We start from the raw sequence: 25875 nt of genomic DNA, 5'->3' as shown, positions 1-25875 counted from the left end.
ACCGGGGGGCGACCTCGTCCGCCTCTGACAGCCACCGCGTCTCCGGAGGACGGCCGCGGCGTCCGGCGGCGACGGCCGGGGCGCTCCCGGTGACCATGGCGGCGGCGCGTGCGGCGGCGGCCGAGGAGTTCATCGAGGAGGGAAGTCTTCACGCGGGAACAAGAAGGGCCGGGGCGGTGCGCATGCACCGCCCCGGCCGTCATGCGGAAGCCTGTGCCTCAGCCGCGATGCCGCTCGCCGCGGTGAGCTCAGGCGCGTTCTTCGTCGTCGCGCGGCGGTTGTCGACGCACGGGGACGTCTGCGGCGGCGCACCGCCGCAGACGTCCGTCGAGGCGCGCGCTGCCGCGAACGCTGATCAGCGCGTCGCCGCCGCTCAGTTGAACGGGGTCAGCGTGATCTCGGCCGAGCTCGGGTCGCCGTCGTGCACCAGCGACTCGAAGCCGGCGACGTCGTCGAACGGGAAGCCGTACGCCTTACCGTCCACCATGTGCTCGTGGATGATCCGCGAGTAGTGGTTGGTCAGCGACCCGCGGTAGAAGTCGGCGGCGTCGTAGCTGGGCTGGGTGTCGATGGCGCCGAGCGTGGAGCGGTGCAGCGCCGCGCAGACCGTGCGGGCGATCGGCCCCTTCACCTGGTCGTTGGGCGCGAAGAGGGCGCCGGCGCAGCCCCACACGTCGCCGCTGCTCGGCTTGTTGATCGTGTGCACCTGGTTGCCGGACGTGTCGGTGAAGACCATGACGTCGCCCTGCGTGCGGCCGAAGAACTTGACGTCCGGCCGGTCCTGGAACGGGACGATGGTCAGGGTCTTGCCGGTGTAGGCGTTCCAGGCGCTGTCGATGTAGGGGGCGAGGTAGTTGGGGTCCATCAGCCCGGCCTCGGCGGCCTTGCCGGGCGCCAGGACCCGCAGCACCGTCCCGTCGCCGCGGGTGTAGACGGTCCGCTCGAAGCCGGGCTGCTGCCGGATGGCGTTGATCACCTTGTTCCGGCCGCCGGGGACGAGCTCCCCGGTGCGCTTCGTCGCCCCGTTGCCGCCCGTCACGGCGACCGCGTGCGGGATGGCGAACTGGTCGACCTGCGTGCTGTTGATCCACAGGCCCGAGCCGTCGTAGGTGAACTCGCTCCAGTCGAACAGGATGTCGCGGTTGGGGTCTCCGCCCGCCCACGGCGCCGGCTGCACCAGGCCGTCGGGGGTGAGGAAGAGCTTCAGCTTCTCCCCGATGGAGAAGTACACCCGGCCCGACAGGAAGCGCGGGACGCGGATGGTCGTGCTGGCGCCGTTCGAGGGGCCCGGGATCGACACGTCGGGCGCCGGCGACGGCGGCACCGACCCGCCCTGCCACGGAGAGAACCTGCCGTTGGCGTCCACGTAGCCGAGCCTGCCGGACCGCAGGTCCGTGCCGAGGACATAGAGGTAGACGGGTTCGCCGCGTCCGGTGTTGTTGGTGACCTTGATCGGCAGCGGGTCCGCGGCCGCGTGCGCCTGCGTCGTCCCCGTCGCGACGGTGACCGACAGCGTGGCCGTGACAGCGGCCAGCATGGTGAGGAGCTTTCTGCGGACGGATTTCACCGTCTTTCTCACGCGGGGTCTCCTTACTGTCTGTGACATGCGGTGTCTTCGTCGCAGCCCGTGGGGCGATACGGTGCCCCCGGCTGTCATGGTTCGGTGCGGATCGCCGCGGTCGCCGTTTCCGCGCCGCCGGATCCTCGCCGCAGCCGGAGCGGGGTCGGGCGATCCCGGTCGATGGCGTCAGCGGGCGGATCGACCAGGGGCGTCGGCGTCGTGAGGTCGGCTGCGGCGCGATCGGCCGCCGGCGTCGCGACGGTGTCGGCGGCCACGTCCGGTCCGCCGTGTCATGGGAACCTGACGGTCGCGTGCGTGCCGGTCGGCTTCGCTGCGGTGCCCGTCTCGTGGGCCCTCAGGTCGGGCGGGGGACGGGCCGTGGGGGAGGCGACCGGTGCGGCAGCGGACACCGCCGCGCCGGTCGGCACGGTGAGTCTCATGTCGATCTTTTGAGCGGGGACGGCGGGGGTAGATCGAGAGAGCGCTCTCAGAAAAGAGACTTTACAGTTACCTCCGCCGTGAGATCCACCGTTTCGGGGCAAATAGGGCCCCCTGGTGGGCGATCGACTCGGCCCCTGTGGCGCGGCGGCGAGGCGCACCGGGCGCTGGACCGCTGATCCCGCAGGTCAGCCACCATGCGGCGTGACCAGGACGCGGCAGCGAGAAGAGCGTCCCATCCTGTGGGTTCCCGCAGGCTACGGCGCGGGCCACCCCGCCGCACGTCGGGCGCCGTGGGGGCGGGCCAGGGACGCGAGAGCGCTTTCACGCAACGTCGTGTTGGCGGAGCGGCGATGCTGTGCCGACGCAGCCGGGCGACGCGCGTGGCGAAGGCGGCTTCCTGCTGTTCGTGCTTCTGCCGCCGGTGCCCGCCGCACGTCGGGCGCCGTGCATGTCGCGCTCCCGGCGTGCGGCGGGGCGGGCTGCGGTGCGCCGTCGAGTCGTTCCTCTCTGGCAGGCGGCGTCGGGGTCTGTCTCAGGTGGTCGGCTCGGCGGTCGGGGCGGTCGTGTCCGCTTTTCGCTCCGGTAGGACGACGGTGAGCACGAACAGCAGCACCGCGACGGGCACTGCCCACGCGAACATGTCCGGTATCGCGGTCGCGACGGGTTTATGGGCGTCGAGCGAGCGGTCGAGCAGCGCGCCGAAGAACGCCACGCCGAGCGCGGTCCCCAGACCGCGCGTCGACATGATCAGAGACGTGGTCGCGGCCAGGTCCGCCGGCGGGACGGCGTTCTGGGCGATCGTGACGAGCAGCTGCATGATCAACCCGACGCCCAGGCCCAGCACGACGGTCTCGGCGGCGACCAGCCCGTACGAGGCGCCATCGCCGAGTCGGCCGAGCAGGCCGATCCCCGCGGTCATGACGACGGCCCCGGCGACGATGAACGGCTTGTGCCGGCCGAGGGAGCTCGCCAGTCTCCCTGACGCCCCGGACGCGACCACGAACGCGCCCACGAAGGGAATCAGCGCGAACCCCGCCTCGGTCGCGGTCATCCCGTGCGCGTGCTGGAAGTACGTCGGCAGGAAGAACACCGAGCCGTACAGCAGCGCGCCGAGCAGCACGGCGGCGGGCACCGCGATCCGCAGCACCGGACCGGCCATCAGCCGCAGCGGCAGCACCGGGTCGGGCGAACGCCGCTCCCACCACACGAACGCCGCGAACAGTACGACCGCGGCCGCGAGCAGTCCCAGGATCGTCGCGGAGCCCCAGGCGTGGTCGCGTCCGCCCCACTCGATCGCCAGCATCACGGCGACGACGGCGGCGACGACGAGCGCGGAACCGGGCAGGTCGAGACGGGTCCGGCGAGCGCCGGCGGGCAGCCGCAGCGCCGTCGCGGTGAGCAAGATCGCCAGCAGGCCGAGCGGGATGTTGACGTAGAAGATCCAGCGCCAGCTCAACCGGTCGGTCAGCACACCGCCCACCAGCGGGCCGCCGACGCTGCCGACGGCGAAGACTGCGCCCAGATACCCCTGAACCTTGCCGCGCTGTTCGGCCGGGAACAGCTCCGACAGCGCGATCGAGGGCAGCACGAACAGCCCGCCCGCGCCGATCCCCTGCAGGGCGCGGAAGGCGATGAGCAGGCCGAGCGTGTCGGCCGTGGCGCACAGCGCGCTCGCCGCCGTGAACACGCCCACGGCGGCCAGGAACGTCGCTCGCCGTCCGAACCGGTCGCTGATCCGTCCGTACAGGGCGCCCGTCGCGGTGGAGGCGAGCAGGTAGGCGGTGGCGACCCAGCCGATCGAGCCGAGGCCGCCGACGTCGGCGGCGATCTCGGGCAGGGCGGTGGCGACGACCGTCTGGTCGAGCACCGACAGCAGCACGCCGAGCGACAGTCCGGCCGAGGCCAGGGCGACGTGTCCGCGCGTCGCCCCGGTGCCGATGGTCACGTCGGAAGTCATGACGAACAGGCTCCGTACCAGTAGGGGCGTACCGGTCAGCTCCGCACGCCCGAGATCGGGGCGGTCAGCTTCACGTCCGTCCACAGCAGCTCTTTGTCGATGACGATCGCTGCGATCGTGCCGCCGGCCACGGCCGCGACGACCGCCGCGGCCGGAACCGGGAACGTGGCGCGCCGGGCCATGTCGCCCGCCGCGTACACGCCGCTGACACTGGTCTGGCAGAACTCGTTGATTTCGACCGTGCCGTCGTCGAGCGTCGCGCACCCGAGGCGTTCGGGCAGTCGCGAACGCTGACGAAGCACCGACTTGACGAAAATCGCGCTCCTGGCGAGGACGGAGCCGTCGGCGAACTCGACGCTCTCCAAGCCGTTGTCGCCGCCGTGCAGGCGTGCCACGCGCTCGGTGGCGACGGTGACGCCATGGGTCTCCAGCAACCGCGTGTCGGCCTCGTCGTAAGCGGGCTCACCGTCGGTGCACAGGACGACGTCGTCGCTGAAGCGCCGCAGGTGCAGCGCCAGCTCCACCCTGTCCGAGGTGCCGCCGAGCACGGCGATCGGGGTGTCGCGCAGCTCGTAGCCGTGGCAGTAGGGGCAGTGGTACGCGCCGCGGCCCCACAGCCGGGCCAGACCGTCGATCGCCGGCAGTTCGTCGGTCAGGCCGGTGGCCAGCAGCAGCCGCCGCGCCGACACCGCGGACCCGTCGCCGAGGCGGACCTCGAATCCGTCCTCCTGCGAGCCGGCGGCGTCCTCGGCCGCGACGTCGCGGATCTCGACGGCGGGGTACGCCGCGAGCTGCTCGCGGGCGATGCGGCGCACCTCGTCCGGCGGCGTGCCGTCGCGCGTCAGCAGATTGTGCACCGCCGCCGACGGCGCGTTGCGGTAGTCGCCGGAGTCCAGCACGAGCGTCGAGCGCCGCGCCCGCCCCAGGGCCAGGGCGGCCGACAGGCCGGTCGGCCCGCCGCCGACCACGATGACGTCGAACATCGAGTCGCCCTCCCGGTCGCGAGTTGACATCCGCGACGAGCGTGCAACTTAATGTCGACATGAAGTCAAGCGTCCAGATCACGGGGTCCGCGGATCGGGACGAAGACGAGGCCGACCTGTCCATCGGCGAGCTCGCCGCGCGCTTCGGACTTGCGACGCACGTCCTGCGCCACTGGGAGTCCGCGGGGCTGCTGACCCCGGCGCGCCGGGTCGGCGGGCGGCGCCGCTACACGCGCGAGCACGTCACGCGCGTCGCGATGATCCTGCGCGGCAAGCAGGCCGGCATGAGCCTTCCGCAGCTGCGCGAGATCCTCGACGCCTCCGACCCGGCCGCCCGAAGGGATCTGCTCGAGCGGCACCGCAGGGAACTGGACGAGCGGCTCGCGCGGATCCAGGCGTCGAAGGAACTGATCGAACACGTGCTGAAGTGCGGTGCGCCCGACTTCACCCAGTGCCCGGACTTCCAGGAGCTGGTCCGCGCGACGGCGGCACGGGTGCCGCTGACGAGCTGATCAGGCGCGCGTGGGGGCCGACGCGGATCGGTTCGACTAGCGGATCGGTTCGACTACGCGCGCAGGCTCCCGCGTCAATGCCGCCAGGAGATCCGTGCCGAAACGGTGCTGCCAGGCGCTCTGGCCCGCAACGTGATAGCGGTGCGAGAGATGAAGGCGGCGCCGGTCAGCGGTCGGCCCGGTCGCCGTGCTCCGCGGGAGCGCCGGCGGGGATCTCGCCGGAGCCGCGGGGGATCAACGTGACGGGAATGGTCAGCCGCTCGTACGGCGCCTGCTCGTCGGGCTGCGCGTTCAGCCTGAGGAAGAGCCGCTCGGCGGCGGTGCGGCCGATCGCGGGGACGTCCTGCGCCACGACGGTCAGGGCAGGGGTGAGCAGGTGCGCCAGGTCCTGGTCGTCGAAGCCGATGAGCGCGACCTTCTGGCGCAGGTCCAGGGCCTGCAGGGCGTGCAGGGCCCCGACGGTGATGAGGTTGTTGCCGCACAGCAGCGCGGTCGGCGGGTCGTCCGAGCCGAGCAGGGCCCGCGCCTCCTGCTCGGCCTGCGCGACGGTGTGCACGTCCATGCGGACCAGACGCGGGTCGACGCCGCCCGTGGCGGCGCGGAGCGCCTCCTCGTAGCCCTGCAGCCGCGCCTGGGCGGTGTAGAAGCCGCGCAGATCGCCCAGGTAGCCGATGCGGCGGTGGCCGTGGGCGAGCAGGTGCCGCACGGCCTGCGCGGTTCCGCTGGCGTTGTCGGAGACCACGGCGTCGGCCTCGATGCGCTGCCCGAGCCGGTCGACGAACACGATCGGCAGGCCGCGGTCGGTCTCCGCCTTCAGATAGGACTGGTCGTCCCCCGACGGGACGATGATCAGCCCGTCCACGCGCCGGGTGAGGAACACGGCGACGAGTTCGCGTTCGCGCTCGGGGTCCCCGTCGCTGGACCCGATGAGCACCAGATGCTGCCGGCAGAGCGCGCTGTCCGCGACGGCCCGGGCCAGCTGCGCCATGAACGGGTTGGCGAGGTCCTCGACGACCAGGCCGATGGAGGCGGTCCGCCCGCCGCGCCGCCGGATCATGCTGGCCATGACGTTGGGGCGGAAGTTGAGCTCCTTCATCGCGGCCTCGATGCGCGCCCGCGTGTCGGGGTGCACGTCATCGTGGCCGTTGACGACCCGGGAGACCGTCTTGATGGACACGCCGACCCGCGCCGCCACGTCCTTCATGGTGGCGGCGCGGGTCGCGGCCGGGCGCTTGGGCTCGCTTTCCTCGTTGGTCACGACGTGGTCCGTTCCGCGGGGCGAATCTGCAGTTTGCGTCCCTTCCCCTGCCGGAAGGCGCCGATGGCGCGCTCGTACTCGGCGAGCGGGAAGCTGTGGCTGATCATGGCAGAGGCGTCCACGGCCCCGCACGCCAGCAGCTCCACCGCCCGCCCGAAACTGTGCAGGACCGCCATGCTGCCGACGAGGGTGATCTCGTCGTTGTAGATCCGGAACGGCGACACCCGCGCGGTGGCGTCCGCGGCGGCCACGCCGAAGAACTGGAAGGTGCCGCCGCGCCGCACCCGGGTCAGCCCGTCCTCGATGGCGGGCACGGCGCCCGTGCAGTCGATGACGGTCTCCCACCCGCGCGGCCGGTCGAACGCGTCGGCGTTCCGCGCGACCTCGTCGGCGCCGAGCCGGCGCGCCGTGTCGAGGCGCTCCTCGTTGAGGTCGACGACGCTCACCGAGGCGGCGCCGCTGCGCCGCGCCAGCTGCAGCATGAGCAGCCCCATGGTGCCGGCGCCGTAGATGAGGTAGTGGTCGCCGGGGCGGCGCGGCAGCAGGTCGAAGCCGTGCACGGCGCACGACAGCGGCTCGATGAGGGCGGCGTGCTCCAGCGGCATGCCGTCGGGAATGCGGTGGCAGTTGGCGGCCGGCGCGACGGCGTACTCGGCGGCGGCGCCGGGACGGCTGACGCCGATCGCGTTGAACCGCTCGCACAGGTTGCTGCGCCCGGTGCCGCAGAAGTCGCACTCCTTGCAGGGCAGCGAGGGGTCCACGGCGACCCGGTCGCCGACGGCGAGCTCGCCGACCTCGGACCCGACGGCCACCACCTCGCCGGCGAACTCGTGCCCGGGCACGATCGGGTAGGGAGAGGTGTACTCGCCGTCCAGGATGTGCAGGTCGGTGCCGCAGATGCCGCACGCCGCGACCGCGACCACCACCTCGCGCGGCCCCGGCGCCGGGTCGGGCACCGTCTCCAGGGACAGCCGCCCCGGCCGCTCGATGACGATCGCCTTCATCCCTTCACCGCCCCCAGAGACAGACCGCGGACCAGCTGCTTCTGCGCGACCCACCCGGCGATGACGACCGGCAGGGCCGCCAGGGTCGACGCCGCGGACAGCCGCGCCCAGAACAGGCCCTCGCTGGTGATGAACCCGACGAGGAACACCGGCACCGTGGCCGCCCGGGTCGCCGTGAGGCTGACCGCGAAGAAGAACTCGTTCCACGCGAAGATGAAGCAGATCAGCGCGGTCGCGGCGAGCCCCGGCGCGATCATCGGCAGGACGATCCGGGTCAGCTGGACCGGCAGGCTCGCGCCGTCCACGCGGGCCGCCTCCAGCACCTCGCGCGGGATCTCCATCAGGAACGAGCGCAGCATCCACACGGCGATGGGCAGGTTCATCGCCGTGTAGACCAGCGAAAGCATGGTGATGTTGTCAAGCACGCCGAGGCTCTTGGCGATCAGGTAGAGCGGCACGATGGACGCGACCGCGGGCATCATGCGCGTCGAGATGAAGAAGAACAGCACGTCCCGCCACTTCGGCACGGGCGCGAGCGACAGGGCGTAGGCGGCCGGCACGGCCAGCGCCAGCACCAGCAGCGTCGACAGCAGCGAGGACGTCGCCGAGTTGACGAGGAAGGGCGCGAAGTCCCGGGCGAAGATGGCCTCGTACTGCTCGGTGGTGGGCGTGAACAGCCACGTGGGCGGATCGGTGGACGCCTGCGACTCGTGCTTGAACCCGGTCAGGAACATCCACAGGACCGGGAAGAAGAACAGCAGGCCGGCCGTCCAGGCGACCAGGCCCAGCAGCAGCCGGGGCAGCCGGGACCCCGCGGCCGGGGAACGTCCGATGCTCATGCGCCCATCCCCTCGGAGGAGAACAGATTGGAGATCAACCGGAGGGCGAACGTGGCGATGACGATGGTCGCGGCGACCACGACGACGCCGAGCGCCGCGGCCTCCCCGAGCTCGAAGCCGCGGAACGCCTTCAGGTAGATGAAGTACGGCAGGTTGGTGGTCGCCTGGCCCGGACCGCCCTGGGTGATCATGAAGATCGCGTCGAAGGTCTGCACCACGTAGATCGAGCCCAGCAGGATGCCCAGCTCGATGTACCGGCGCAGATGCGCAAGAGTGACGAAGCGGAAGGTCTGCCACCAGCCGGCCCCGTCGACCCGGGCGGCCTCCAGGACCTCCGGCGACTGGCTCTGCAGCCCGGCCAGGACGATCAGCATCATGAACGGCGTCCACTGCCAGACCAGGACCATGACGATCGTCGCCATGGGGTACCGGCTGGCCCAGTCCAGGTCCCCGACGCCGAACGGCGACAGCGCCCAGTTCAGCAGCCCGTAGACCGGGTTGAGCATCGACGTCTTCCACAGCAGCGCCGCCGCGGCGGGCATCACCAGGAACGGCGTGATCAGCATCGTCCGCACGATGCCGCGGCCGAAGAACCTGCGGTCCAGCAGCATGGCCAGCGCCACGCCGAGCAGCATCGACAGCACGACCGCGCTCGAGGTCAGCACCACGGTGTTCACGGCGGCGTTGCGGAAGGCGGAGTCGGTGAAGACCTTGGCGTAGTTGGCCAGCCCGACGAAACGGTCGGTGCCCGGACGCAGCAGGTTCCGCGAGTGCACGCTGTACCACAGCGTGAACACGAAGGGCACCTGGGTCAGGGCGATGGTGAGCACGAGCGCGGGCAGCAGCGGCAGCCGCCGCCTCCACCGCCCGCGCGGACGGGGCGGGGACGCGTCTTTCTTCGGCGCCCTCCGGACGGCGGGCGCGGTGACCGTCGCGGTCATCGTTGTTCTCCTGAGGGGTGGGAGGGGGCGGCGGCGCGCCGGAGGGGGCCGCGCCGCCGCTTCGGCGCTGCTACTTCTTCAGCCCCGCCTTCTGCGCGGTCTCCTCGGCGTACCGCTGGGCCTTGTCCAGCGCCTGGTCGACGCTCTGCTTGCCCGCGATCGCCGCCGAGATCTCCTGCGACACCTTCGTCCCGAGGTCCTGGAACTCGGGGATGGCGACGTACTGGACGCCCACCCACGGCTGGGGCTCGAGACCCGGCTGCTTGGGGTCGACCGAGTTCATCGATTCCAGCGTCAGGTCCGCGAAAGCGGCCGCCGCCTTCGTGTACTCGGGGATCTGGTAGGTGGACCGGCGGGTGCCCGGCGGCACCCGCTCCCAGCCGAGCCGCCGGCCGACGAGCTGGATGTACTCCTTGGACGTCGCCCACTGCATGAACTTCCACGCGGCGTCCTTGTGCTTGGACGTCTCGGGCATGGCCAGCGACCACGCCCACAGCCATCCGGAGTTGCGGGTCTTGACGACCGGCGCCTTGACGTAGCCGACCTTGCCGGCGACCTTGCTGGTCTTGGCGTCCTCCAGGGACGACGCGGCCACCGTGGCGTCGTACCACATGGCGGCGTTGCCCTGGCCGAACGCGGTCATGCACTCGGTGAACCCGGCGTTGGGCGCCCCCGGTTCGCCGTGCTCGCGCACCAGGTCGACGTAGAACTTCACGGCCTCCTTGGTGGCCGGGTCGGTCAGGTGCGCGTTCCACTGGGTGTCGTACCAGCGTCCCCCGAAAGTGTTGATGAGCGTGGTCAGCGGCGCCATGACCTCGCCCCAGCCCGGCAGGCCGCGCAGGCAGATGCCCGCCACCTTGCCGTCCGGGTCGTCCAGCTTGGCGGCGAACTCGGCGACCTGCTGCCAGGTCGGCTGCTCGGGCATCTTCAGACCGGCCTTGTCGAACAGGTCCTTGCGGTACATCAGGAACGACGACTCGCCGTAGAAGGGGACGGCGTAAAGACCGCCGTTGTAGGACAGCGCCTCCTTCACCGGGGCGATGATGTCGCCGACGTCGTACTCGGGCGTCGAGGCGTAGGAGTCCAGCTTGGTCAGCCATCCGTTCTTGGCCCAGATCGGCGTCTCGTAGGTGCCGATCGTCACGACGTCGTACTGGCCGGCCTTGGTGGCGATGTCCTGGGTGACGCGGTCGCGCAGCTCGTTCTCGGGGAGGATCGAGAACTTCAGGTCGATGTCCGGGTTGGCCTTCTCGAACTCCTGGGACAGCTTCTCGATGTCCTGCATCTGCGGGTTCGCGACGGTGGCGATGGTGACGACGGCCTTGCCGTCGGAGGAACCGCCGCCGGCACCGGCGCACCCGGTGGCGGCCAGCGCCACCGCGGTGCCCATCGCGACCACCGCTCTCAGCCGGGGGAAGCGGTCGCGCCTGTACGTCATGTGAGGCCTCCCAGTTCGGGATCGGGGTGGGGGACAGCCCGGAAGGACGCGCGGCACGGCTGAGGCTGTGGGCCGGGAGGGCGCGGGCCGGGGGTGGTCCGTCAGCGCGGGCCGGCTCTTCCGGGTGACAACGATGACGTCAACGTTGACATGATGTGACGGATACTACAGGCTTGCTTGCGCGTGTCAACGGTCGGTTCGGAGGAACACAAGTGATCACGGTCGTGGGTGAAGCCTTGATTGACCTGGTCGGGCCCGCCGGCGGGCGCGAGTTCGCCTGCCTGCCCGGCGGCAGTCCGGCCAACGTCGCGGTGGGGCTCGGCCGCCTCGGCGCCCGCGTCGTCCTGGCCACCCACCTGGGCGACGACACCCTCGGCCGCATCCTGTCCGAGCACCTGGAGGGCGCCGGGGTCGACGTCCGGCCCCTCCCCGGAGCGCACGGACCGACCAGCCTCGCGATCGCCACCGTCGACGCCGACGGGGCCGCCGACTACGACTTCCGCATCGCCTGGGACGTCCGCGAGCCGCCCGCTGTCGACCCCGGGTGCCTAGCCCTGCACACCGGCTCGCTCGCCACCGCGTTGACACCGGGGGCGGACGCGCTGGAGGCGCTGCTGGCCGCCGAGCACGCGCGCGGGGCGGTGACCCTCTCGCTCGACCCCAACATCCGCCCGTCCCTCATGCCGCCGCGGCGGGAGGCGGTGGCGCGGGTCGAACGCCAGGTGAGCATGGTCGACATCGTGAAGGTCAGCGCCGAGGACCTCGCCTGGCTGTATCCCGGGGAGGACGGCGCCGACGCGGCCCGCCGCTGGCTCGCGGCGGGCCCGGCGCTCGTCGTCGTCACCTTCGGCGGCGAGGGGGCCGTCGGCATGACGGCCGCCGCGCAGGTCCGGCAGCCCGCGCTTCCCGTGGACGTCGTCGACACCGTCGGCGCCGGCGACGCGTTCACCGCCGGCATGCTCGACTGGCTCGCGAACGCCGACCTGCTCGGCGGGGACCGGCGCGCACGGCTCGCCCGGCTCGACCGGACGTCCCTGCGGGACATGCTGCGGGCCGCCGCGACCGTCGCCGCGATCACCTGCACCCGCCAGGGCGCCGAACCGCCCACCCGCGCGGAGATCGCCCGCCACGCCCCCGCCGCCTAGGGTCTGTTGTGCGGATCTGGATCTTGTGGTTGCGGCTTGATGGCGGCCCTGGTTCAACGACACGAGCTGACCGATCACGAGCTGACCGAGCCGTCTGGGCCAGGATCGAGCCGCTGCTGCCGGTCGACACCGGCCCCGGCAACCTCGCCCTTGAGCGCGCCCGCCACTTGCTCCGTCAGTGAATCGGCTGCCGTTCATGTCGCTGTTCAGGGGGGACGATGCGTGCGCATCGCCTCTCTTCGCGGTGTCACTCTTCAACGCGGTCGGCGGCATGGGTGTCGTCCACGTGCTCTCTGACAGAGCTCGTGACACTGGCCGCTTCCTTCTGGACGTCCGCCGGCTTCGGCTTCTCCAAGAGCAGGCACAGGAACGCCGCGGCGATGAGGGCGACGCCGCCCGCCCATCCAGCGGCCTGCAGGCCGTCCAGCAGCTCATCGACCGGAGGGACGGCGCCCTGCTCGGCGTGCAGCCCAGTGGTGGCGACCGCGACCAGGGCGGCCAGGCCCACGGCGCCGCCGACCTGCCGGGACGTCATGGCCATCGCCGAGGCGACGCCCTGCTCCAGGGCCGCCACGCCGGCGCCCGCGCCCGCCAGGATGGCGGGAATCGCCAGCGCGCCGCCGATCGACCAGATCGCCAAGCCGGGCAGCAGCAGCCAGTACGAGCCGTCGGGCACGAAGGCGAATGCGAGGATCGCCGCGCCCGCACCGGTCACCAGCACACCGAGGAACATCGTCGTGCGGAGACCGCGCTTGTTGAGGAAGGCGGTGCTGACCTTCATGGCGAACACCATGGAGATGAGCGTCGGGGGGAGGAAGGCGAGGCCCGCCGACATCGGGCTGTAGCTCAGCACGTCCTGCAGGTACGTGGTGAACAGGTAATAGACGCCGGTCAGACTGCCCTGGTAGAAGAACGCGGCGCCCATGGTGACCGCGAGGCCGCGGTGTCCGAGCAGCCGCAGCGGCATCAGCGCGTCTCGGCTGCGCGCCTCGACCACGAGGAACACCGCGAGCAGCACCGCGCCGACGGCCAGGCAGCCCGCACCGCTGAAGGTCGCCCAGCCCGCGTCCGGCCCGGTGGCGAGACCGAACACCACGAGCGTGGCCGCCGCCGTGGCCAGCGCCGCGCCGAGGACGTCGAACTTCCGGTCGCCGCCCGGCGGCGGCGAGGCGGGCAGCACGGCCGGCGCGAGCGCCGCGCCGAGGGCGGCGAGCGGGACGTTGATGAAGAAGATCCACGCCCAGCCCGCGTAGTCGGCGAGGACGCCGCCGAGCAGCGCACCCGCCGACAGGCCGGCGCCGCCGATCGCGCCGTAGATCACCAATGCGCGGTTGCGCATCGGCCCCTCGTCGAAGCAGGTGAAGATGAGGCGCAAGGTCGCGGGGGTGAGCAGCGCTCCGCCGACGCCCTGGACGGCGCGCGCGCCGACCAGCGGCCCCGGGGCGTTCGCGAGGCCGCCGACGAGCGAGGAGCCCGCGTACAGCAGCATGCCGAGAACGAACATCCGCCGCGCGCCGAGGCGGTCCGCCGCCCGTCCGCCGAACAGCAGGAGGCCGCCGAGCGCGACCACATACGCGTTCACCACCCACTGCAGCGTGTGCGCGGTGAAGCCCAGCTCCCTGCCGATGTCGGGGAGGGCCACGAAGACGATGTTGAAGTCGAGCGTGATCACGAACTGGGCCAGCGCCAGAAGCGCGATGCGCTGACCCGGTCCCGATCTCGTGGGGGAGGCGGTGGAGGCGACCACTGTCGTTCCCTCTCCTTTCCTCGGTGAAGTCGGAGCGCGTCGCAGGCCGCGGTCGTGGGTGAGCACCGTCGACTGTCGGAACGGCCGGGCCTCGGCGATGCCTCATATCCCCGGGCCGTGACCGCCGGTGGCGACGTGCGCCCACTACCGGACAGGCCCCGGAACAAGCCGTGGCCCTAGGGGACGTCTTGTTACCGGGCACATCTTCTGTCACCGTGAAGGCGGGCGGAAGGAGGAATTTTCGTGTCACAGGGGAACTCGCGTGTGACCGACCAGGACATTCACCCTGTCGCCTGCCCGATTCGGGAAATCATCGACAGCGTCGCGGGCAAGTGGAGCGTCCAGATCGTGCTGTTGCTCGTCGCGCGCGGTCCGATGCGATTCACCGAGCTCGAGCGCGGCATCGAGGGCATCAGCCGACGCATGCTCACGCTGACCCTGCGCAACCTCGAACGCGACGGGCTCGTCGTGCGGACGGTCTTCCCGACGGTGCCCCCGCGGGTGGAGTACACCGCGACGCAGATGGCCCGTGAGCTGCGAGGGGCGTTCGCCGAGCTCGCCGACTGGGCCCGGCGGCACCAGGAGGCGATCATGGCCGCGCGGGCCGCCTACGACCGGCGGTACGCCGCGGAGCAACGGACCGCCGGACGCCCCGAGCAGGACACGGGATCCGCCGAGTCGGCGACCGTGCCGGCCACCTGACCCTTTCTGATCCCGCCATTTCGACCTGCACGGACCCTGGGCGGAGCTGTTCGACGCCACCGTGGCCACTGCTCGAAAGCGCCCGTGGAATCGGTCGCGCACTTCGCCGGAGCTTGAGTTTCTGCTGATCTCCGCCACGCCTTTCTGGCCCTCCAAGGATGAGGGCGGGTGACTTCGCGCGTGCTCATCCTTTCGCCGATGTGACGGAGCGTCATCGGCCCATCAGGAACTCGTACATGCGGTGTGAGGTGAAGCCGGAGCCCGTCATCTGCACTAACGCAGAGTGCCCCGCCGGCGACTTCGAGGGCGCGTGATGCTTCAAGGGGTGTGCACCGCATGGGCGCCCGCGGCTGTCACCACGCGCCAACGAAGCGGCGAGGCGAGCGTGGGAGACGCCCCGACGTCGTCCGGTGACCGCCCGGTGGGAATGCGAATGGTTTGACGATGAATCGGCGGCTATTCGATAATGGAGTGACGTGTTCTTATAGAGAGAAGGCCATGCCCGCTGCGACGCCATATTCCCAGACGCTGGACCGCGGTATCCAGGTGCTGGAGATACTGGCGGAGGCCGAGCACCCGCTCACCACGGCCGAGATCGCCGCCGCGCTGGGGGTGCACCGATCCATCGTCTATCGCATTCTCCGGACGCTGGAAGACCACCGGCTGGTGAGCCGCGAGAACGGCGCCTACGCGCCGGGCATCGGCCTGGCGACCCTGGCCCGAGGGGTCTCCAAGGACCTGCACACGGCGGCGCTCCCCGAACTCGCCGCGGTCGCCAATGAGCTGGGCATGACCTGCTTCGTCGTGGTGCCGGACGGCGAGGAGTGCATCACGCTGCTCAGCGTCGAGCCCCGGCAGTCGGTGGCCGTCGTGGCGCAGCGTCCCGGGACGCGCCACTCCATCAACGCGGGCGCCCCGGGCCTCGCGCTGCTGGCGGGCATGCCCGCCAAACCAGGGGAGCGCCCGGAGGTCGGCGAGGCCCGGCTGCGGGGATACGCGTCCACGCGCGGCGAGGTGCTGCCGGGAATGGCCTCCGTGGCGGTGCCCATCGTCAGCGGAACGCGGGGCACGGTGGCGGCGATAGCGGTCGTCCACACCACCGGCGTGGAGACGGACGAGCCCGCCATCGCCGCGCGCCTCCAGCGGGCGGCCCGGGCCGTCGCGGCCGAACTGCCCTGAGGCGGCCGAGGACGACGCTGTCCCCGGCCGCCGCTCAGAATCCGCCACCGAGATAGGCCTGTTTGATCTGGGCGTCGTCGGCGAGCTCCTCGGGGGTGCCCGACATGACGATCTTTCCGCGGTCCATGACGAGGACCCGGTCGGCCACTTTGAAGGCGGCCCGGGCGTTCTGCTCGACGAGCAGGATCGTCAGCTCGTGGCGGAGCCGGGCCAAGGCGGCGAAGATGTCGCCGACCACCTTGGGGGCCAGCCCCAGGCTGGGTTCGTCCAGCACGAGCACCTTGGGCCGGGCCATCAGCCCCCGCGCGATCGCGAGCATCTGCTGCTCGCCGCCCGACAGGGTTCCGGCGGGTTGGCCGAGCCGCTGCCGCAGGCGGGGGAACAGGTCGAGCATCCGCTCGATGTCCTCGGCGCGGGTGCGGGGACGGGTCCAGGCGCCGAGCGCGAGGTTGTCGGTGACGGTCAGCGACGGGAACACCAGCCGGTTCTCGGGGACGTGCGCGAGCCCCGCGGCGGCGACCTTCTCGGCGGGCAGCCCGCCGATGTCGCGGCCGTCCAGCCGCACCGTGCCGCCGAAGGGCCGCAGCAGCCCGGAGACCGTGCGCAGCAGCGTCGTCTTGCCCGCGCCGTTGGCGCCGAGCAGGGCGACCAGCTCCCCCTCGGCGAGGGACAGGTCGACGCCGCGCAGCACCTCCAGATTGTCGTAGCCCGACCGCAGACCCCTAGTCTCGAACATCCGCGTCCTCTCCGAGGTAGGCGGCGATGACCGCCGGGTCCTGGCGGACCTCGTCCGGCGGGCCGAAGGCGATCAGCTTGCCGTCGTCGAGCACCGCGACCCGGTCGGCGAGCGAGAGCACCGCCGCCACGTCGTGTTCGACGAGAACGATCGCCATCCCGTCCTCGCGCAGCCGGCGCAGCAGCGCGGCCAGCTCCCGGCGCTCGGCGCCCGACAGGCCCGCCATCGGCTCGTCGAGCAGCAGCAGATCGGGTTCGAGGGCGAGCGCCCGCGCGATCTCCATCCGCCGCTGCAGCCCGAACGGCAGGTCCACCGCCATCTGACCGGCGTGCTCGGCGAGGCCCACGGCGTCCAGGCAGCGGACCGCCGCCGCGGTGATCATGCGTTCCTCGGCGCGGGCCGGCAGCGTGAGCGCCCCCCGCAGCAGCCCGGCGCGGCTGCGCAGGTGACGGCCCACCTTGACGTTGCCGAGCACGGTCGAGGAGCGGAACACCTGCAGGTTCTGGAAGGTGCGGGTGGCCCCGGCCCGGGCGAACACGTGGGGCTTGCGCCCGTCGGTGCGCACGCCGTTCACCGTCACCTCGCCGGAGGTGGGCTCCAGCACGCCGCTGATCATGTTGAAGCAGGTGGTCTTGCCGGCGCCGTTCGGGCCGATCAGCGCGACGATCTCGCCCGCCCGCACGTCGAGGCTCACGTCGTCCACCGCGACCACGCCGCCGAACCGCTTGGTGAGCCCGCGCACCTCCAGCAGCGGCGAGCCCCGTTCGGGACGGGCGGCGCGCCGCGGCTCCGGTTCCCCGTCCCCGGACGAGACGGGGACGGCGGCGGGACGGCGCCGGGCGAACAGCCGGCGGGTCGCCTGGTGCAGACCGCCGGGCAGGAGCACCACGATGAGCACGAGCACGATCCCGAAGCCCACGAGCTGCACCTCGCCGGCCGCCCCCGGGACGAGCACGGGGATGAACTCCCGCATCGCCTCGTCGAGGAACTCCACGGCGAAGGCGCCGGTGAGCGCCCCCCAGACCGTGCCGAGCCCGCCGAGCACGCTGATCAGCAGGAACTCGACCGACATGGAGAAGTGGGCCGCGCTCGGGCTGACCACGCCGAGCCAGTGGGCGTAGAACACGCCGCCGAGCCCGGCGTATCCGGCCGACAGCACGAACACCTGCAGCCGCAGCCGGAACGTGTCGACGCCGAGCGACTCGGCCGCCACCTCGGAGTCGTTGACCGCGCTGAGCGCCCGGCCGATCCGGCTCTCCACGATCCCGCGGGCCAAAAGGAGGCCGACCAGCACGATCGGGGCCATCAGCCAGAAGTACTCCTCGGGCGAGTCGTAGAGCCGGCCGCCGAACTCGGGCTTGGGGATCCCGAAGATCCCCGTGGTGGCGCCGGTGAACTCCATCTCGTTGACGGACACGGCGAGGACGATGCCGAGGCCGAGGGTGGCGAGCGCGAGGAAGTGCCCCCGCAGCCGCAGCAGCGGCAGGCCGATGAGCAGCGCGGCGAGCATGGCCAGCCCCACGGCGGCGATCGCCGCCGCCGGCAGCGGCACGCCGTACCGGGTGACGAGGATGGCCTGGGTGTAGGCGCCGATCGCGAAGAACGCCGCGTGCCCCAGGCTGACCTGCCCGGCCAGCCCCATGAGCAGGGTGAGGCCGATCGCGGTCAGCGCGTAGATCAGCGCGTACACGCCGATGTTGACCAGGGCGGTCGGCACCACGAGGGGGAAGACCGCGAACACCGCCGCCAGCGCCGCGATCGCGACGAAGTCCGATCTCTTCATCAGACGCGCGCCTCCGTGTGCTTGACCAGTCCGCCGGGACGGGCCAGCAGGATCGCGATGAGCACGACGAAGGCCACGGCGTCCCGCAGCCCGGTCGCGACGTATCCGGCGACGAGGTTCTCCAGCACGCCCAGCAGGATCCCGCCGAGGATCGCGCCCCGGACCGACAGCAGCCCGCCGAGCGTGGCGGCGACGAACCCCTTCAGCCCGAGGGTCAGGCCGATCTCCCAGGAGGAGGAGTAGATGGGGCTGGTGACGACCCCGGCCACCGCGCCGGTGACGCCCGCGATGCCGAAGGACACCAGCGACGCCTTCGTCAGCGAGATGCCGATCAGCCGGGCCGCGACGGGCTGCTCGGAGCAGGCCCGCAGCGCCTTGCCGTGCAGGGTGCGCTCGTAGAACCACCAGACCGCCCCGCCGACCAGGGCGCAGGCGGCGAGGATCCACAGCTCCTGGGCCCGGATGGAGACGCCGGCCACGGTCAGGTCCGACCCGGGGAACGCGCGCAGCGTGTGCCCCTGCGGCCCCCAGATCAGCAGCATGACGGCCTTGAGCGCGGTGGAGACGCCGAGCGTGAGGATGATCGACGTGAGCGTGGTCATGCGCCGCACCGGCCGGATCGCCAGCCGCTCGATGGCGATCGCCACGGCCGCCACGACCGCCACCGCCACCAGCAGCGCGGGGAGCAGCGGCAGGCCCGCGCCCGCCGCGCTGATCGCGCACAGGCCGGCCAGCGCGGCGAACTCGCCCTGGGCGAGGTTGATGACGCCGCTCACCGCGAAGATCGACACGAAGCCGATCGCGATGAGGGCGTACGCCCCGCCCTGGGCGAGTCCGGCGACGACGAACTGGAGGAGGTCAGCCACGGTTGGCGTCCACCAGCTTCCACTTGCCGTCCTCGACCTTCACGATCGCCAGGGCGTCCTTGCCCAGGCCGGAGTGGTCCTGGGGCGACATGTTGAACACGCCGCTGACGCCGACGAAGCCCTTCACGTTCTCCAGGTGGTCGCGGACCTTGGCCTTGTCGGTGCCCACCTTCTGGAAGGCGTCGATGGCGAGCTTGAAGGCGTCGTAGGCGTGGCCGGCGAACGTCGAGGGCGGCGTCTTGTACTTGGCGGTGAAGTCGGACGCGAACTTGGTCAGCACCTGCTTCTGCGGGTCGCCGTCGGGAAGCTGGTCGGCGACCAGGAGCCGGCCGAGCGGCAGCAGCACGCCGTCGGCGCTGTCGCCGGCGGTGTCGAGGAACGCCTGGTTGCCGACGCCGTGGCTCTGGAACACCGGGGTCTTGATGCCCAGCTGCCGGTAGGACTTCTGGGCGAGGCCCGCCGCGGGCGGGATGCCCCAGATGAGGTTGACGTCGGCCTTGGCGTCGCGGATGTTGACCATCTGCGCGGTGAAGTCGGTCGCGTCGGGCGCGAACTTCTCGGTGCGGACCACCGAGACGCCCTTCGGCTTGCCGAGCTCGTTGAGCTGCTCCCCGACGCCCTCGCCGTAGCCGGAGGCGTCCCGGATCAGGCCGAGCTTCTTCCAGCCCTGGGCCGCGGAGTAGTCGATGATGTTCTGCAGCACGACCGCGTCGTTCTGGGCGGTCTTGAAGACCCAGCGCTTGCCTTCGGTGATCTTGACGTTGGCCGCGAGCGAGATCATCGGGATCTTGCTGGACTCGGCGATGGCGCCCATGGCCAGGCTGGGCCCGCTGCGGCTGGCGCCGATGATGATGTCGGCCTTGTCCTGCGAGACGAGCTTCGTCATCGCCTTGGCCGCGCCGTCCTCGGTGGACTGGTTGTCCTCGATGATCAGTTTGATCTTCCGGCCGTTCACTCCGCCCGCCGCGTTGGTCTGCTCGGCGAGCAGTTCCAGGGCCTGCTTCTCCGGACCGCCGAGGGTGGCGCCCGCGCCGGTGATGTCGAGGACCGCTCCGATCGTGATGTCCCCGGTGCCGGAGCCACCGCTCTCCGTCTCCTGGGATTTCTCGGCACAGCCTGTCAGAAGGAGGAAACCCGCCACGGTGGCCGTAACAGCGCGTCGCCGCATGATGGCTCCTGTTCGATAATCGAACGGGTTGTTCTGGTGCCCACGGAAGTTATGCGGATCACACTGTCTCCGGCAAGAGTGTGGTGAGTCACAAATTGGACTCAAATGCCGCGTGGCCAGCATGAAAGCGCCGTCGCCGTGGAAGGGGCGCCTCTCGGCATGGTCCGGCGCGCGAGGGGGGCGGGTCCCGGCGCCTCAGAACCGCTTCTTCGAGGCGGTGGCCTCGGTGCTGTGCATGAGCTTCTCCAGCAGGCCGATCAACGTCGCCCGCTCGTCCTCGCTGAGCACGCTCGCCCACGCCTGCTCGCGCTCGTTGTGCGCCTGGAACACCCTGGCGATGGTCTGGCGTCCCGCCTCGGTCAGGCTGAGCTGCACCGCCCTGCGGTCGTGCGCGGCCTGGGCGCGCCGCACCAGCCCGTCCCGCTCCAGGGTCTTGACGAGGGCGGAGACCGCGGCCCGGCTCATCCCGGACAGCTCGGCGACCCGCTTGGACTCCTGCGGCCCGGCGACCCAGAGCGCGAACATCACCCGGAAGCCCGGCCAGCTGGAGCCGTTGGGCCGGTGCACCGACGACTCCAGGTCGTACACCAGCGCGCTCGTCACCCGGTGCAGGGTCAGCACGAGCCGCATCGCGGTGGGGTCGATGGACGGGAGGGCGTCGGCCGTCTTCGCCACGGCGTAGTCCACGAAGGAGAGGTAGGTCAGCTCCTCCAGGTCGGCAGGCCGCGCGGTCATGTGCCGAGTCTAGGCGCTGGCCGGCGGGCCGGTGCCGTGCGCGGTGTCGCGATGGGGGGTTCCCAGGAGGGTGTGACGCGCGCTACTCTCGCGGGAAAGTTAATCAAAGCCTTGACTAAATGGGGGTGGACCGTGGCGCGCAAGGCGTTCGCATCGTCGGCCGATCTCGACGAGAAGCAAGAGACCCTCGAGGTGCTGGCCGAGGGGGTCTACGCGCTGACCGCCGAGGGCGATCCCAATGTCGGCGCGATCGAGGGCGAGGACTTCCTCGTCTGCTTCGAGGCGAGGGCCACGCCGGTCACCGCCAGGGAGTGGCTGGCCAAACTGCGCGAGCACACCGACAAGCCGGTGCGCTACCTGGTGCTGTCGCACTACCACGCCGTCCGCACCCTGGGCGCCTCGGCGTTCGACGCCGACGTCATCGTGGCGCACGAGAACACCCGGGCGCTGATCGCCGAACGCGGCAAGGAGGACTGGGAGAGCGAGTTCGCCCGGATGCCGCGGCTGGCTCGGGGCGCCGAGACCGTCCCGGGGCTCACCTGGCCCACGCTGACCTTCAGCGACCGGCTCACCATCGACCTCGGCGGCGACCGCGGGAACCTCGTCCTGCAGTACTGCGGACGCGGGCACACCGAAGGCGACATCGTGGCCTGGCTGCCGAAGCAGCGGATCCTCTACGCGGGCGACCTCGTCGAGGCCCAGGCGGCGCTGTACACCGGGGACGCCTACCACCGGGAGTGGTCCACCTCGACGCTCGACGCGGTCGAGGCGTTCGGCGCGCGGCAGCTCGTCGGCGGGCGCGGCGCCGTCACCCGAGGCGAGGACGGCGTGGCGGCCGCGATCGGGCAGACCCGGCACTTCCTGCAGGTCATGCTGCGCGAGGTCGGCGCCGTCCACGAGGCGGGCGGCACCCTCAAGGAGGCCTTCGACCGCACCCACGCCGCCCTCTACGACACCTACGGCCACTGGCCGATCTTCGAGCACTGCCTGCCGTTCAACGTCTCCCGGCTCTGGGACGAGCTGTCGGGGATCGAACGGCCCCGGATCTGGACCCCGGCCCGTGACCGCGAGGTCTGGGACCAGCTGCAGGACTGAGAACGGCGGGCGAGTGCGATGGACGAGACCAAGGTGAGCCGGATCGACGAACCGACGGCCGGAAGAGTCGCGGTCGTGGGCAACGGGCCGACCGGGCAGACCACGGCGCTGCTGCTCGCCCGATGGGGCGTCCCCGTCACCGTCCTCGACACGCGTCCCGAACGCGATCCGATCGGCTCGAAGTCGATCTGCCAGCAGCGGGACGTGGTCGACGTGTGGGAGTCGGTCGGCGCGGGCGCGCGCATCGCCGACGAGGGCGTCACCTGGGCCACCGCCCGGACCTTCTACAAGGACCAGGAGCTGTTCTCCTACACCCTGACCGACCCGGGGCGTTCGCCGTTCCCGCCGTTCGTCAACATCTCCCAGGCGCGGACCGAGCAGATCCTCGACGAGTGCATCGCCCGCCGGCCCCTGATCGACGTCCGGTGGGGCCACGAGGTCGTCGACGTGGCCCAGGACGACACGGGCGTCGTGCTGACCTGCCGGACCCCGCAGGGCCAGGTGGAGGTGACGGCCGACTACGCCGTGGCGTGCACGGGCGCCCGCGGGGACCGGGTGCGGGCGGCGCTCGGCGTGACGTTCGACGGGCAGTCCTTCGACGACCTGTTCCTCATCTGCGACATCAAGGCCGACCTGCCCGGCTGGGCGAACGAGCGGCGGTTCTACTTCGACCCGCCGTGGAACCCGGGCCGGCAGGTCCTCATCCACCCGTGCCCGGACTCCACCTTCCGCATCGACTGGCAGGTCCCGGGCGACTACGACCTGGCCGCCGAGGAGGAGAGCGGCGCGCTCGACGAGCGGATCCGCACCGTCATCGGCGACCGGCCCTACGAGATCGTGTGGAAGTCGGTGTACCGCTTCCACGCGCGGGCCGTGAACCGGATGCGCGTCGGACGCGTGCTGCTGGCGGGCGACAGCGCCCACCTCGTGGCGCCCTTCGGCGCGCGCGGCCTGAACACCGGTGTCTTCGACGCGGAGAACGCCGCGTGGAAACTCGCGTACGTGCTGCGCGGCTGGGCGGACGAAGAGCTGCTGGACAGCTACCACGACGAGCGGCACGCCGCGACCATGGAGAACCTCGAGGTCACCTCCGCGACCATGGACTTCCTGGTGCCGCGCACCGAGGAGCAGCGGCGGCGCCGACGGGACATCCTGACCCGCGCGTTGACCGATCCGGCGGCGGTGGCTCAGGTGGACTCGGGCCGGCTGTCGGAACCGTTCTGGTACGTCGACTCGCCGCTGACCACGCCGAACCCCTCCCGTCCCTTCACCGGCAGGCCCCCGCGCGGTGCCGTGCCCCCGGCCGGCCCGGGAATCATCGCCCCGGACGTGCCGATCTCGGACCCCGAAACGCAGCGCACCAGGTTCAGGGAGATCGCCCGGGACGGGTTCCTGCTGCTGACCACGGACGGCGTCGACACCGACGCCGTCAGCCAGGCCGCCGCGCAGGCCGCGCGCGGCCCGGTCCGGCTGGTCCGGTTGGCGGACATCGACGTGACGGGCGCACTGGCCGAAGCGCTCGCGGCACGGCCAGAGGAGGTGTGGGTCATCCGACCGGACGCCTACGTTGCCGCAGTGCTCAACGCGCCCAGCCCCGCAGAGGTGGTGTCCGCCCTGCAACGAGCACAGGGAAGACGCACCGTCCCCGCCGAAGACGCCGATCAGGAGACACTCCCCGCAGACGTCTGACGCCCCCACAAAGCATCCCGCAGCCCACCGCGCCAGAGACATCCCCGGGTGTGTGCGCCTCGATGCGGCGCTGCACCGAGGCGCACGCCGGAATCAGCGCTGGCGCAGGTCGACCACGCGGCGGAGCTTGCCGACGGAGCGCTCCAGCGTGTCGGGGTCGACGATCTCGACGCCGACGGTCACGCCCACGCCGTCCTTGACGCCCCTGGCGATCGCGGCGGCCGCGGCCCTGCGGTCCTCGGGGCTCGCGTCGGGGCGCGCCTCGGCCCGGACGACCATGTGGTCCATCCGGCCCTCGCGGGTGAGCCGCAGCTGGAAGTGCGGCGACACGCCGGGCGTGCGCAGCACGATCTCCTCGATCTGGGTGGGGAAGACGTTGACCCCGCGCAGGATGATCATGTCGTCGGAGCGGCCGGTCACCTTCTCCATGCGGCGGAAGGCGGGACGCGCGGTTCCGGGCAGCAGGCGGGTCAGGTCGCGCGTGCGGTAGCGGATGACCGGCAGGGCCTCCTTGGTGAGGGAGGTCAGGACCAGCTCGCCCTCCTGCCCGTCGGGCAGCACCTCGTCGGTGACCGGGTCCATCACCTCGGGGTAGAAGTGGTCCTCCCAGATGTGCAGGCCGTCCTTGGTCTCCACGCATTCCTGCGCCACCCCGGGGCCGATCACCTCCGACAGGCCGTAGATGTCGACCGCGTGCAGGTCGAGGCGCTCCTCGATCTCGCGGCGCATCTCCTCGGTCCACGGCTCGGCGCCGAAGATGCCGACCTTCAGGGAGGTGCTGCGCGGGTCGACGCCCTGCCGTTCGAACTCGTCGATCAGCGTCAGCATGTAGGTCGGGGTGACCATGATGATCTCGGGCTCGAAGTCCCGGATGATCTGCACCTGGCGGGCGGTCATGCCGCCGGAGGCCGGGATGACGGTGCAGCCGAGCCGCTCGGCCCCGTAGTGCGCGCCGAGGCCGCCGGTGAACAGCCCGTAGCCGTAGCTGACGTGCACCTTGTGCCCCGGCCTGCCGCCGGCGGCGCGGATGGAGCGTGCCACGACGTCGGCCCACACGGACAGGTCGTTCTCGGTGTACCCGACGACGGTGGGACGGCCGGTGGTGCCGCTCGAGGCGTGGATGCGGCGGACGTCCGCCATCGGCACGGCGAACATGCCGAAGGGGTAGTTGTCGCGCAGGTCGGCCTTGGTGGTGCAGGGGAACCGGGCCAGGTCCTCCAGCGAACGGCAGTCCTCGGGTTTGACCCCGGCCTCGTCGAACTTCCTCCGGTACAGCTCGACGTTGTCGTACGCATGCCGCAGCGTGGCCTGGAGGCGCTTCAGCTGGAGCTCGCGCAGCTCCTCGCGGCTCATCCGCTCAGCGGCGTCCAGAAGTTCGGCCGGAGGCGCCTCGCCCAGCCGCGGCCGGCTGCCCGCGGGGCTCGTCGGGGTACTGGTCATCCTGCCTCCTTCGCTTCCTTGATGCTGCGGCTGTGCCCGCGGAACTCGGCGATGACCTGGTCGCCGCGCGTCACGCGCACGTCGTAGATGCCGCTGCGCCCGAAGCGGGTGCGCTCGCGCGCCTCGGCCAGCAGGACATCGCCTTCGTGGGCGGGGGCGATGAACGTGATGTCGGCCTTGGCCGCGACGGTCACCGGGCCGTAGCTGTTGCAGGCGCAGGCGAAGGCGGTGTCGGCGAGGAGGAAGATGTAACCGCCGTGCGCGATCCCGTGCCCGTTCACCATCTGCGCGGTCACGGTCATGCGGAGGGTCGCCGTGCCGTTCCCGGCCTCCAGCAGCTCGATGCCGAGGGCGCGTGACGCCCGGTCGGCGGCGAACATCGTCTGCGCGGGTCCCAAGGCCGCGTCGGAAGAGTGCGTCATAGGCTCCCGTCACCCTGATAACCAACCGACCATTCGGTTGGGTTCGGTTAAGTAATCCAGCGTTCGACCTGCGTGTCAAGAGGTGGGACCGAAGATTCGCAATCCGTCCGGGACGGAGCGGCCCCCGCGGGGCGGCCCGGGTCGGACGGCGTGCGGCGCGCCTGATCGAGCAACGGCCGTCGGCGGGTAGGCTCGGGGCGTCGACGACCTGCCTGCGGGCGGGACGCCGCGGCC

At 71.4% G+C, this 25875-nt stretch carries 23 protein-coding genes; 6 read left to right on the top strand and 17 right to left on the bottom strand.

Features of this window, described 5'->3' with window-relative positions; genetic code table 11:
• Positions 1–373 precede the first annotated feature (373 nt).
• The 4 genes from AR3_RS04200 to AR3_RS04185 form a co-directional block, all read right to left on the bottom strand.
• Positions 374–1579: a beta-1,3-glucanase family protein gene (locus AR3_RS04200; protein WP_217998437.1), complete on the bottom strand. Its 1206-nt coding sequence runs from the start codon at positions 1577–1579 to the stop codon at positions 374–376.
• Positions 1580–1653: 74 nt separating this feature from the next.
• Entirely contained in the window at positions 1654–1836 is a 183-nt protein-coding gene (locus tag AR3_RS04195) for a hypothetical protein (protein WP_067908663.1), read from the bottom strand.
• A gap of 698 nt (positions 1837–2534) precedes the next feature.
• Positions 2535–3959 carry an MDR family MFS transporter gene (locus AR3_RS04190; RefSeq protein ID WP_067908660.1) on the bottom strand — a complete coding sequence of 475 codons (1425 nt, stop codon included), beginning with the start codon at positions 3957–3959 and terminating at the stop codon, positions 2535–2537.
• 35 nt (positions 3960–3994) lie between these two features.
• Complete coding sequence (locus AR3_RS04185) at positions 3995–4972, bottom strand: NAD(P)/FAD-dependent oxidoreductase (protein ID WP_217998436.1); 978 nt, start codon at positions 4970–4972, stop codon at positions 3995–3997.
• Between the two features lie 29 nt (positions 4973–5001).
• Between AR3_RS04185 and AR3_RS04180 the strand changes: the two genes are divergently transcribed.
• The gene (locus tag AR3_RS04180) at positions 5002–5454 is read left to right on the top strand and encodes a helix-turn-helix domain-containing protein (protein WP_067908654.1); all 453 of its coding nucleotides are present in this window, start codon (positions 5002–5004) and stop codon (positions 5452–5454) included.
• A gap of 166 nt (positions 5455–5620) precedes the next feature.
• Here AR3_RS04180 and AR3_RS04175 read toward each other — a convergent pair whose 3' ends face one another.
• The 5 genes from AR3_RS04175 to AR3_RS04155 form a co-directional block, all read right to left on the bottom strand.
• Positions 5621–6712, bottom strand: a complete 1092-nt coding sequence (locus AR3_RS04175; RefSeq protein WP_227023374.1) for a LacI family DNA-binding transcriptional regulator — start codon at positions 6710–6712, stop codon at positions 5621–5623.
• Positions 6709–7716, bottom strand: a complete 1008-nt coding sequence (locus tag AR3_RS04170) for a zinc-dependent alcohol dehydrogenase family protein (protein WP_067908652.1) — start codon at positions 7714–7716, stop codon at positions 6709–6711. Before AR3_RS04170 ends, AR3_RS04175 begins: the two co-directional genes overlap by 4 nt.
• Positions 7713–8555: a carbohydrate ABC transporter permease gene (locus AR3_RS04165; RefSeq protein WP_083950917.1), complete on the bottom strand. Its 843-nt coding sequence runs from the start codon at positions 8553–8555 to the stop codon at positions 7713–7715. The genes AR3_RS04170 and AR3_RS04165 overlap by 4 nt, the downstream gene beginning before the upstream one ends.
• Entirely contained in the window at positions 8552–9496 is a 945-nt protein-coding gene (locus AR3_RS04160) for a carbohydrate ABC transporter permease (protein WP_067908650.1), read from the bottom strand. The genes AR3_RS04165 and AR3_RS04160 overlap by 4 nt, the downstream gene beginning before the upstream one ends.
• A 70-nt stretch (positions 9497–9566) precedes the next feature.
• Positions 9567–10934, bottom strand: coding sequence for an ABC transporter substrate-binding protein (locus AR3_RS04155; protein ID WP_067908648.1), 1368 nt, complete (start codon positions 10932–10934; stop codon positions 9567–9569).
• A 212-nt stretch (positions 10935–11146) separates the two neighbouring features.
• On the opposite strand from AR3_RS04155, the gene AR3_RS04150 reads away from it, so the two are divergent.
• Entirely contained in the window at positions 11147–12079 is a 933-nt protein-coding gene (locus AR3_RS04150) for a carbohydrate kinase family protein (RefSeq protein ID WP_067908640.1), read from the top strand.
• 247 nt (positions 12080–12326) lie between these two features.
• On the opposite strand, the gene AR3_RS04145 is transcribed toward AR3_RS04150, so the two are convergent.
• Positions 12327–13826 (bottom strand): MFS transporter, encoded by a 1500-nt coding sequence (locus AR3_RS04145; protein ID WP_083950916.1) that lies wholly within the window; start codon positions 13824–13826, stop codon positions 12327–12329.
• Positions 13827–14090: 264 nt separating this feature from the next.
• Between AR3_RS04145 and AR3_RS04140 the strand changes: the two genes are divergently transcribed.
• Entirely contained in the window at positions 14091–14528 is a 438-nt protein-coding gene (locus AR3_RS04140) for a winged helix-turn-helix transcriptional regulator (RefSeq protein ID WP_227023373.1), read from the top strand.
• A 498-nt stretch (positions 14529–15026) separates the two neighbouring features.
• A complete protein-coding gene (locus tag AR3_RS04135) occupies positions 15027–15707 on the top strand; it encodes an IclR family transcriptional regulator (RefSeq protein WP_067908635.1) in 681 nt (226 codons plus the stop codon).
• 34 nt (positions 15708–15741) lie between these two features.
• Here the strand turns inward: AR3_RS04135 and AR3_RS04130 are convergent, their stop codons facing one another.
• From AR3_RS04130 to AR3_RS04110, 5 genes are all read right to left on the bottom strand, one after another.
• A complete protein-coding gene (locus AR3_RS04130; RefSeq protein WP_067908632.1) occupies positions 15742–16443 on the bottom strand; it encodes an ABC transporter ATP-binding protein in 702 nt (233 codons plus the stop codon).
• Positions 16430–18226, bottom strand: a complete 1797-nt coding sequence (locus AR3_RS32765; RefSeq protein ID WP_067908627.1) for a branched-chain amino acid ABC transporter ATP-binding protein/permease — start codon at positions 18224–18226, stop codon at positions 16430–16432. Before AR3_RS32765 ends, AR3_RS04130 begins: the two co-directional genes overlap by 14 nt.
• Positions 18226–19092, bottom strand: coding sequence for a branched-chain amino acid ABC transporter permease (locus AR3_RS04120; RefSeq protein WP_067908622.1), 867 nt, complete (start codon positions 19090–19092; stop codon positions 18226–18228). The genes AR3_RS32765 and AR3_RS04120 overlap by 1 nt, the downstream gene beginning before the upstream one ends.
• Positions 19085–20260: an ABC transporter substrate-binding protein gene (locus AR3_RS04115; protein WP_169803781.1), complete on the bottom strand. Its 1176-nt coding sequence runs from the start codon at positions 20258–20260 to the stop codon at positions 19085–19087. The genes AR3_RS04120 and AR3_RS04115 overlap by 8 nt, the downstream gene beginning before the upstream one ends.
• Positions 20261–20455: 195 nt before the next feature.
• Positions 20456–20995, bottom strand: coding sequence for a MarR family winged helix-turn-helix transcriptional regulator (locus AR3_RS04110; RefSeq protein WP_067908616.1), 540 nt, complete (start codon positions 20993–20995; stop codon positions 20456–20458).
• A gap of 132 nt (positions 20996–21127) precedes the next feature.
• Between AR3_RS04110 and AR3_RS04105 the strand changes: the two genes are divergently transcribed.
• Together AR3_RS04105 and AR3_RS04100 are read left to right on the top strand one after the other, a co-directional pair.
• Positions 21128–22090, top strand: coding sequence for an MBL fold metallo-hydrolase (locus AR3_RS04105; RefSeq protein WP_067908614.1), 963 nt, complete (start codon positions 21128–21130; stop codon positions 22088–22090).
• An 18-nt stretch (positions 22091–22108) separates the two neighbouring features.
• A complete protein-coding gene (locus AR3_RS04100) occupies positions 22109–23779 on the top strand; it encodes an FAD-dependent monooxygenase (RefSeq protein WP_067908607.1) in 1671 nt (556 codons plus the stop codon).
• A gap of 93 nt (positions 23780–23872) precedes the next feature.
• Here AR3_RS04100 and paaK read toward each other — a convergent pair whose 3' ends face one another.
• Both paaK and paaI read right to left on the bottom strand, forming a co-directional pair.
• Entirely contained in the window at positions 23873–25219 is a 1347-nt protein-coding gene (gene paaK / locus AR3_RS04095; protein ID WP_067908604.1) for a phenylacetate--CoA ligase PaaK, read from the bottom strand.
• Positions 25216–25641 (bottom strand): hydroxyphenylacetyl-CoA thioesterase PaaI, encoded by a 426-nt coding sequence (gene paaI, locus AR3_RS04090; RefSeq protein ID WP_067908601.1) that lies wholly within the window; start codon positions 25639–25641, stop codon positions 25216–25218. Before paaI ends, paaK begins: the two co-directional genes overlap by 4 nt.
• Positions 25642–25875: the final 234 nt, after the last annotated feature.

Origin of the sequence: Actinomadura rubrobrunea NBRC 15275 (assembly GCF_001552235.1) — a bacterium.
GTDB classification, from domain to species: domain Bacteria; phylum Actinomycetota; class Actinomycetes; order Streptosporangiales; family Streptosporangiaceae; genus Spirillospora; species Spirillospora viridilutea.
This window is presented reverse-complemented; position numbering and strand designations above follow the sequence as displayed.

Bases quoted from the DNA above. Each gene is read 5' to 3' on its own strand.
- AR3_RS04110 (WP_067908616.1), bottom strand. From the start codon at position 20,995: ATGACCGCGCGGCCTGCCGACCTGGAGGAGCTGACCTACCTCTCCTTC.
- AR3_RS04130 (WP_067908632.1), bottom strand. From the start codon at position 16,443: ATGTTCGAGACTAGGGGTCTGCGGTCGGGCTACGACAATCTGGAGGTG.
- AR3_RS04170 (WP_067908652.1), bottom strand. From the start codon at position 7,716: ATGAAGGCGATCGTCATCGAGCGGCCGGGGCGGCTGTCCCTGGAGACG.
- AR3_RS04135 (WP_067908635.1), top strand. From the start codon at position 15,027: ATGCCCGCTGCGACGCCATATTCCCAGACGCTGGACCGCGGTATCCAG.
- AR3_RS04190 (WP_067908660.1), bottom strand. From the start codon at position 3,959: ATGACTTCCGACGTGACCATCGGCACCGGGGCGACGCGCGGACACGTC.
- AR3_RS32765 (WP_067908627.1), bottom strand. From the start codon at position 18,226: ATGAAGAGATCGGACTTCGTCGCGATCGCGGCGCTGGCGGCGGTGTTC.
- paaI (WP_067908601.1), bottom strand. From the start codon at position 25,641: ATGACGCACTCTTCCGACGCGGCCTTGGGACCCGCGCAGACGATGTTC.
- AR3_RS04180 (WP_067908654.1), top strand. From the start codon at position 5,002: ATGAAGTCAAGCGTCCAGATCACGGGGTCCGCGGATCGGGACGAAGAC.
- AR3_RS04165 (WP_083950917.1), bottom strand. From the start codon at position 8,555: ATGAGCATCGGACGTTCCCCGGCCGCGGGGTCCCGGCTGCCCCGGCTG.
- AR3_RS04155 (WP_067908648.1), bottom strand. From the start codon at position 10,934: ATGACGTACAGGCGCGACCGCTTCCCCCGGCTGAGAGCGGTGGTCGCG.
- paaK (WP_067908604.1), bottom strand. From the start codon at position 25,219: ATGACCAGTACCCCGACGAGCCCCGCGGGCAGCCGGCCGCGGCTGGGC.
- AR3_RS04185 (WP_217998436.1), bottom strand. From the start codon at position 4,972: ATGTCAACTCGCGACCGGGAGGGCGACTCGATGTTCGACGTCATCGTG.
- AR3_RS04100 (WP_067908607.1), top strand. From the start codon at position 22,109: ATGGACGAGACCAAGGTGAGCCGGATCGACGAACCGACGGCCGGAAGA.
- AR3_RS04115 (WP_169803781.1), bottom strand. From the start codon at position 20,260: ATGCGGCGACGCGCTGTTACGGCCACCGTGGCGGGTTTCCTCCTTCTG.
- AR3_RS04160 (WP_067908650.1), bottom strand. From the start codon at position 9,496: ATGACCGCGACGGTCACCGCGCCCGCCGTCCGGAGGGCGCCGAAGAAA.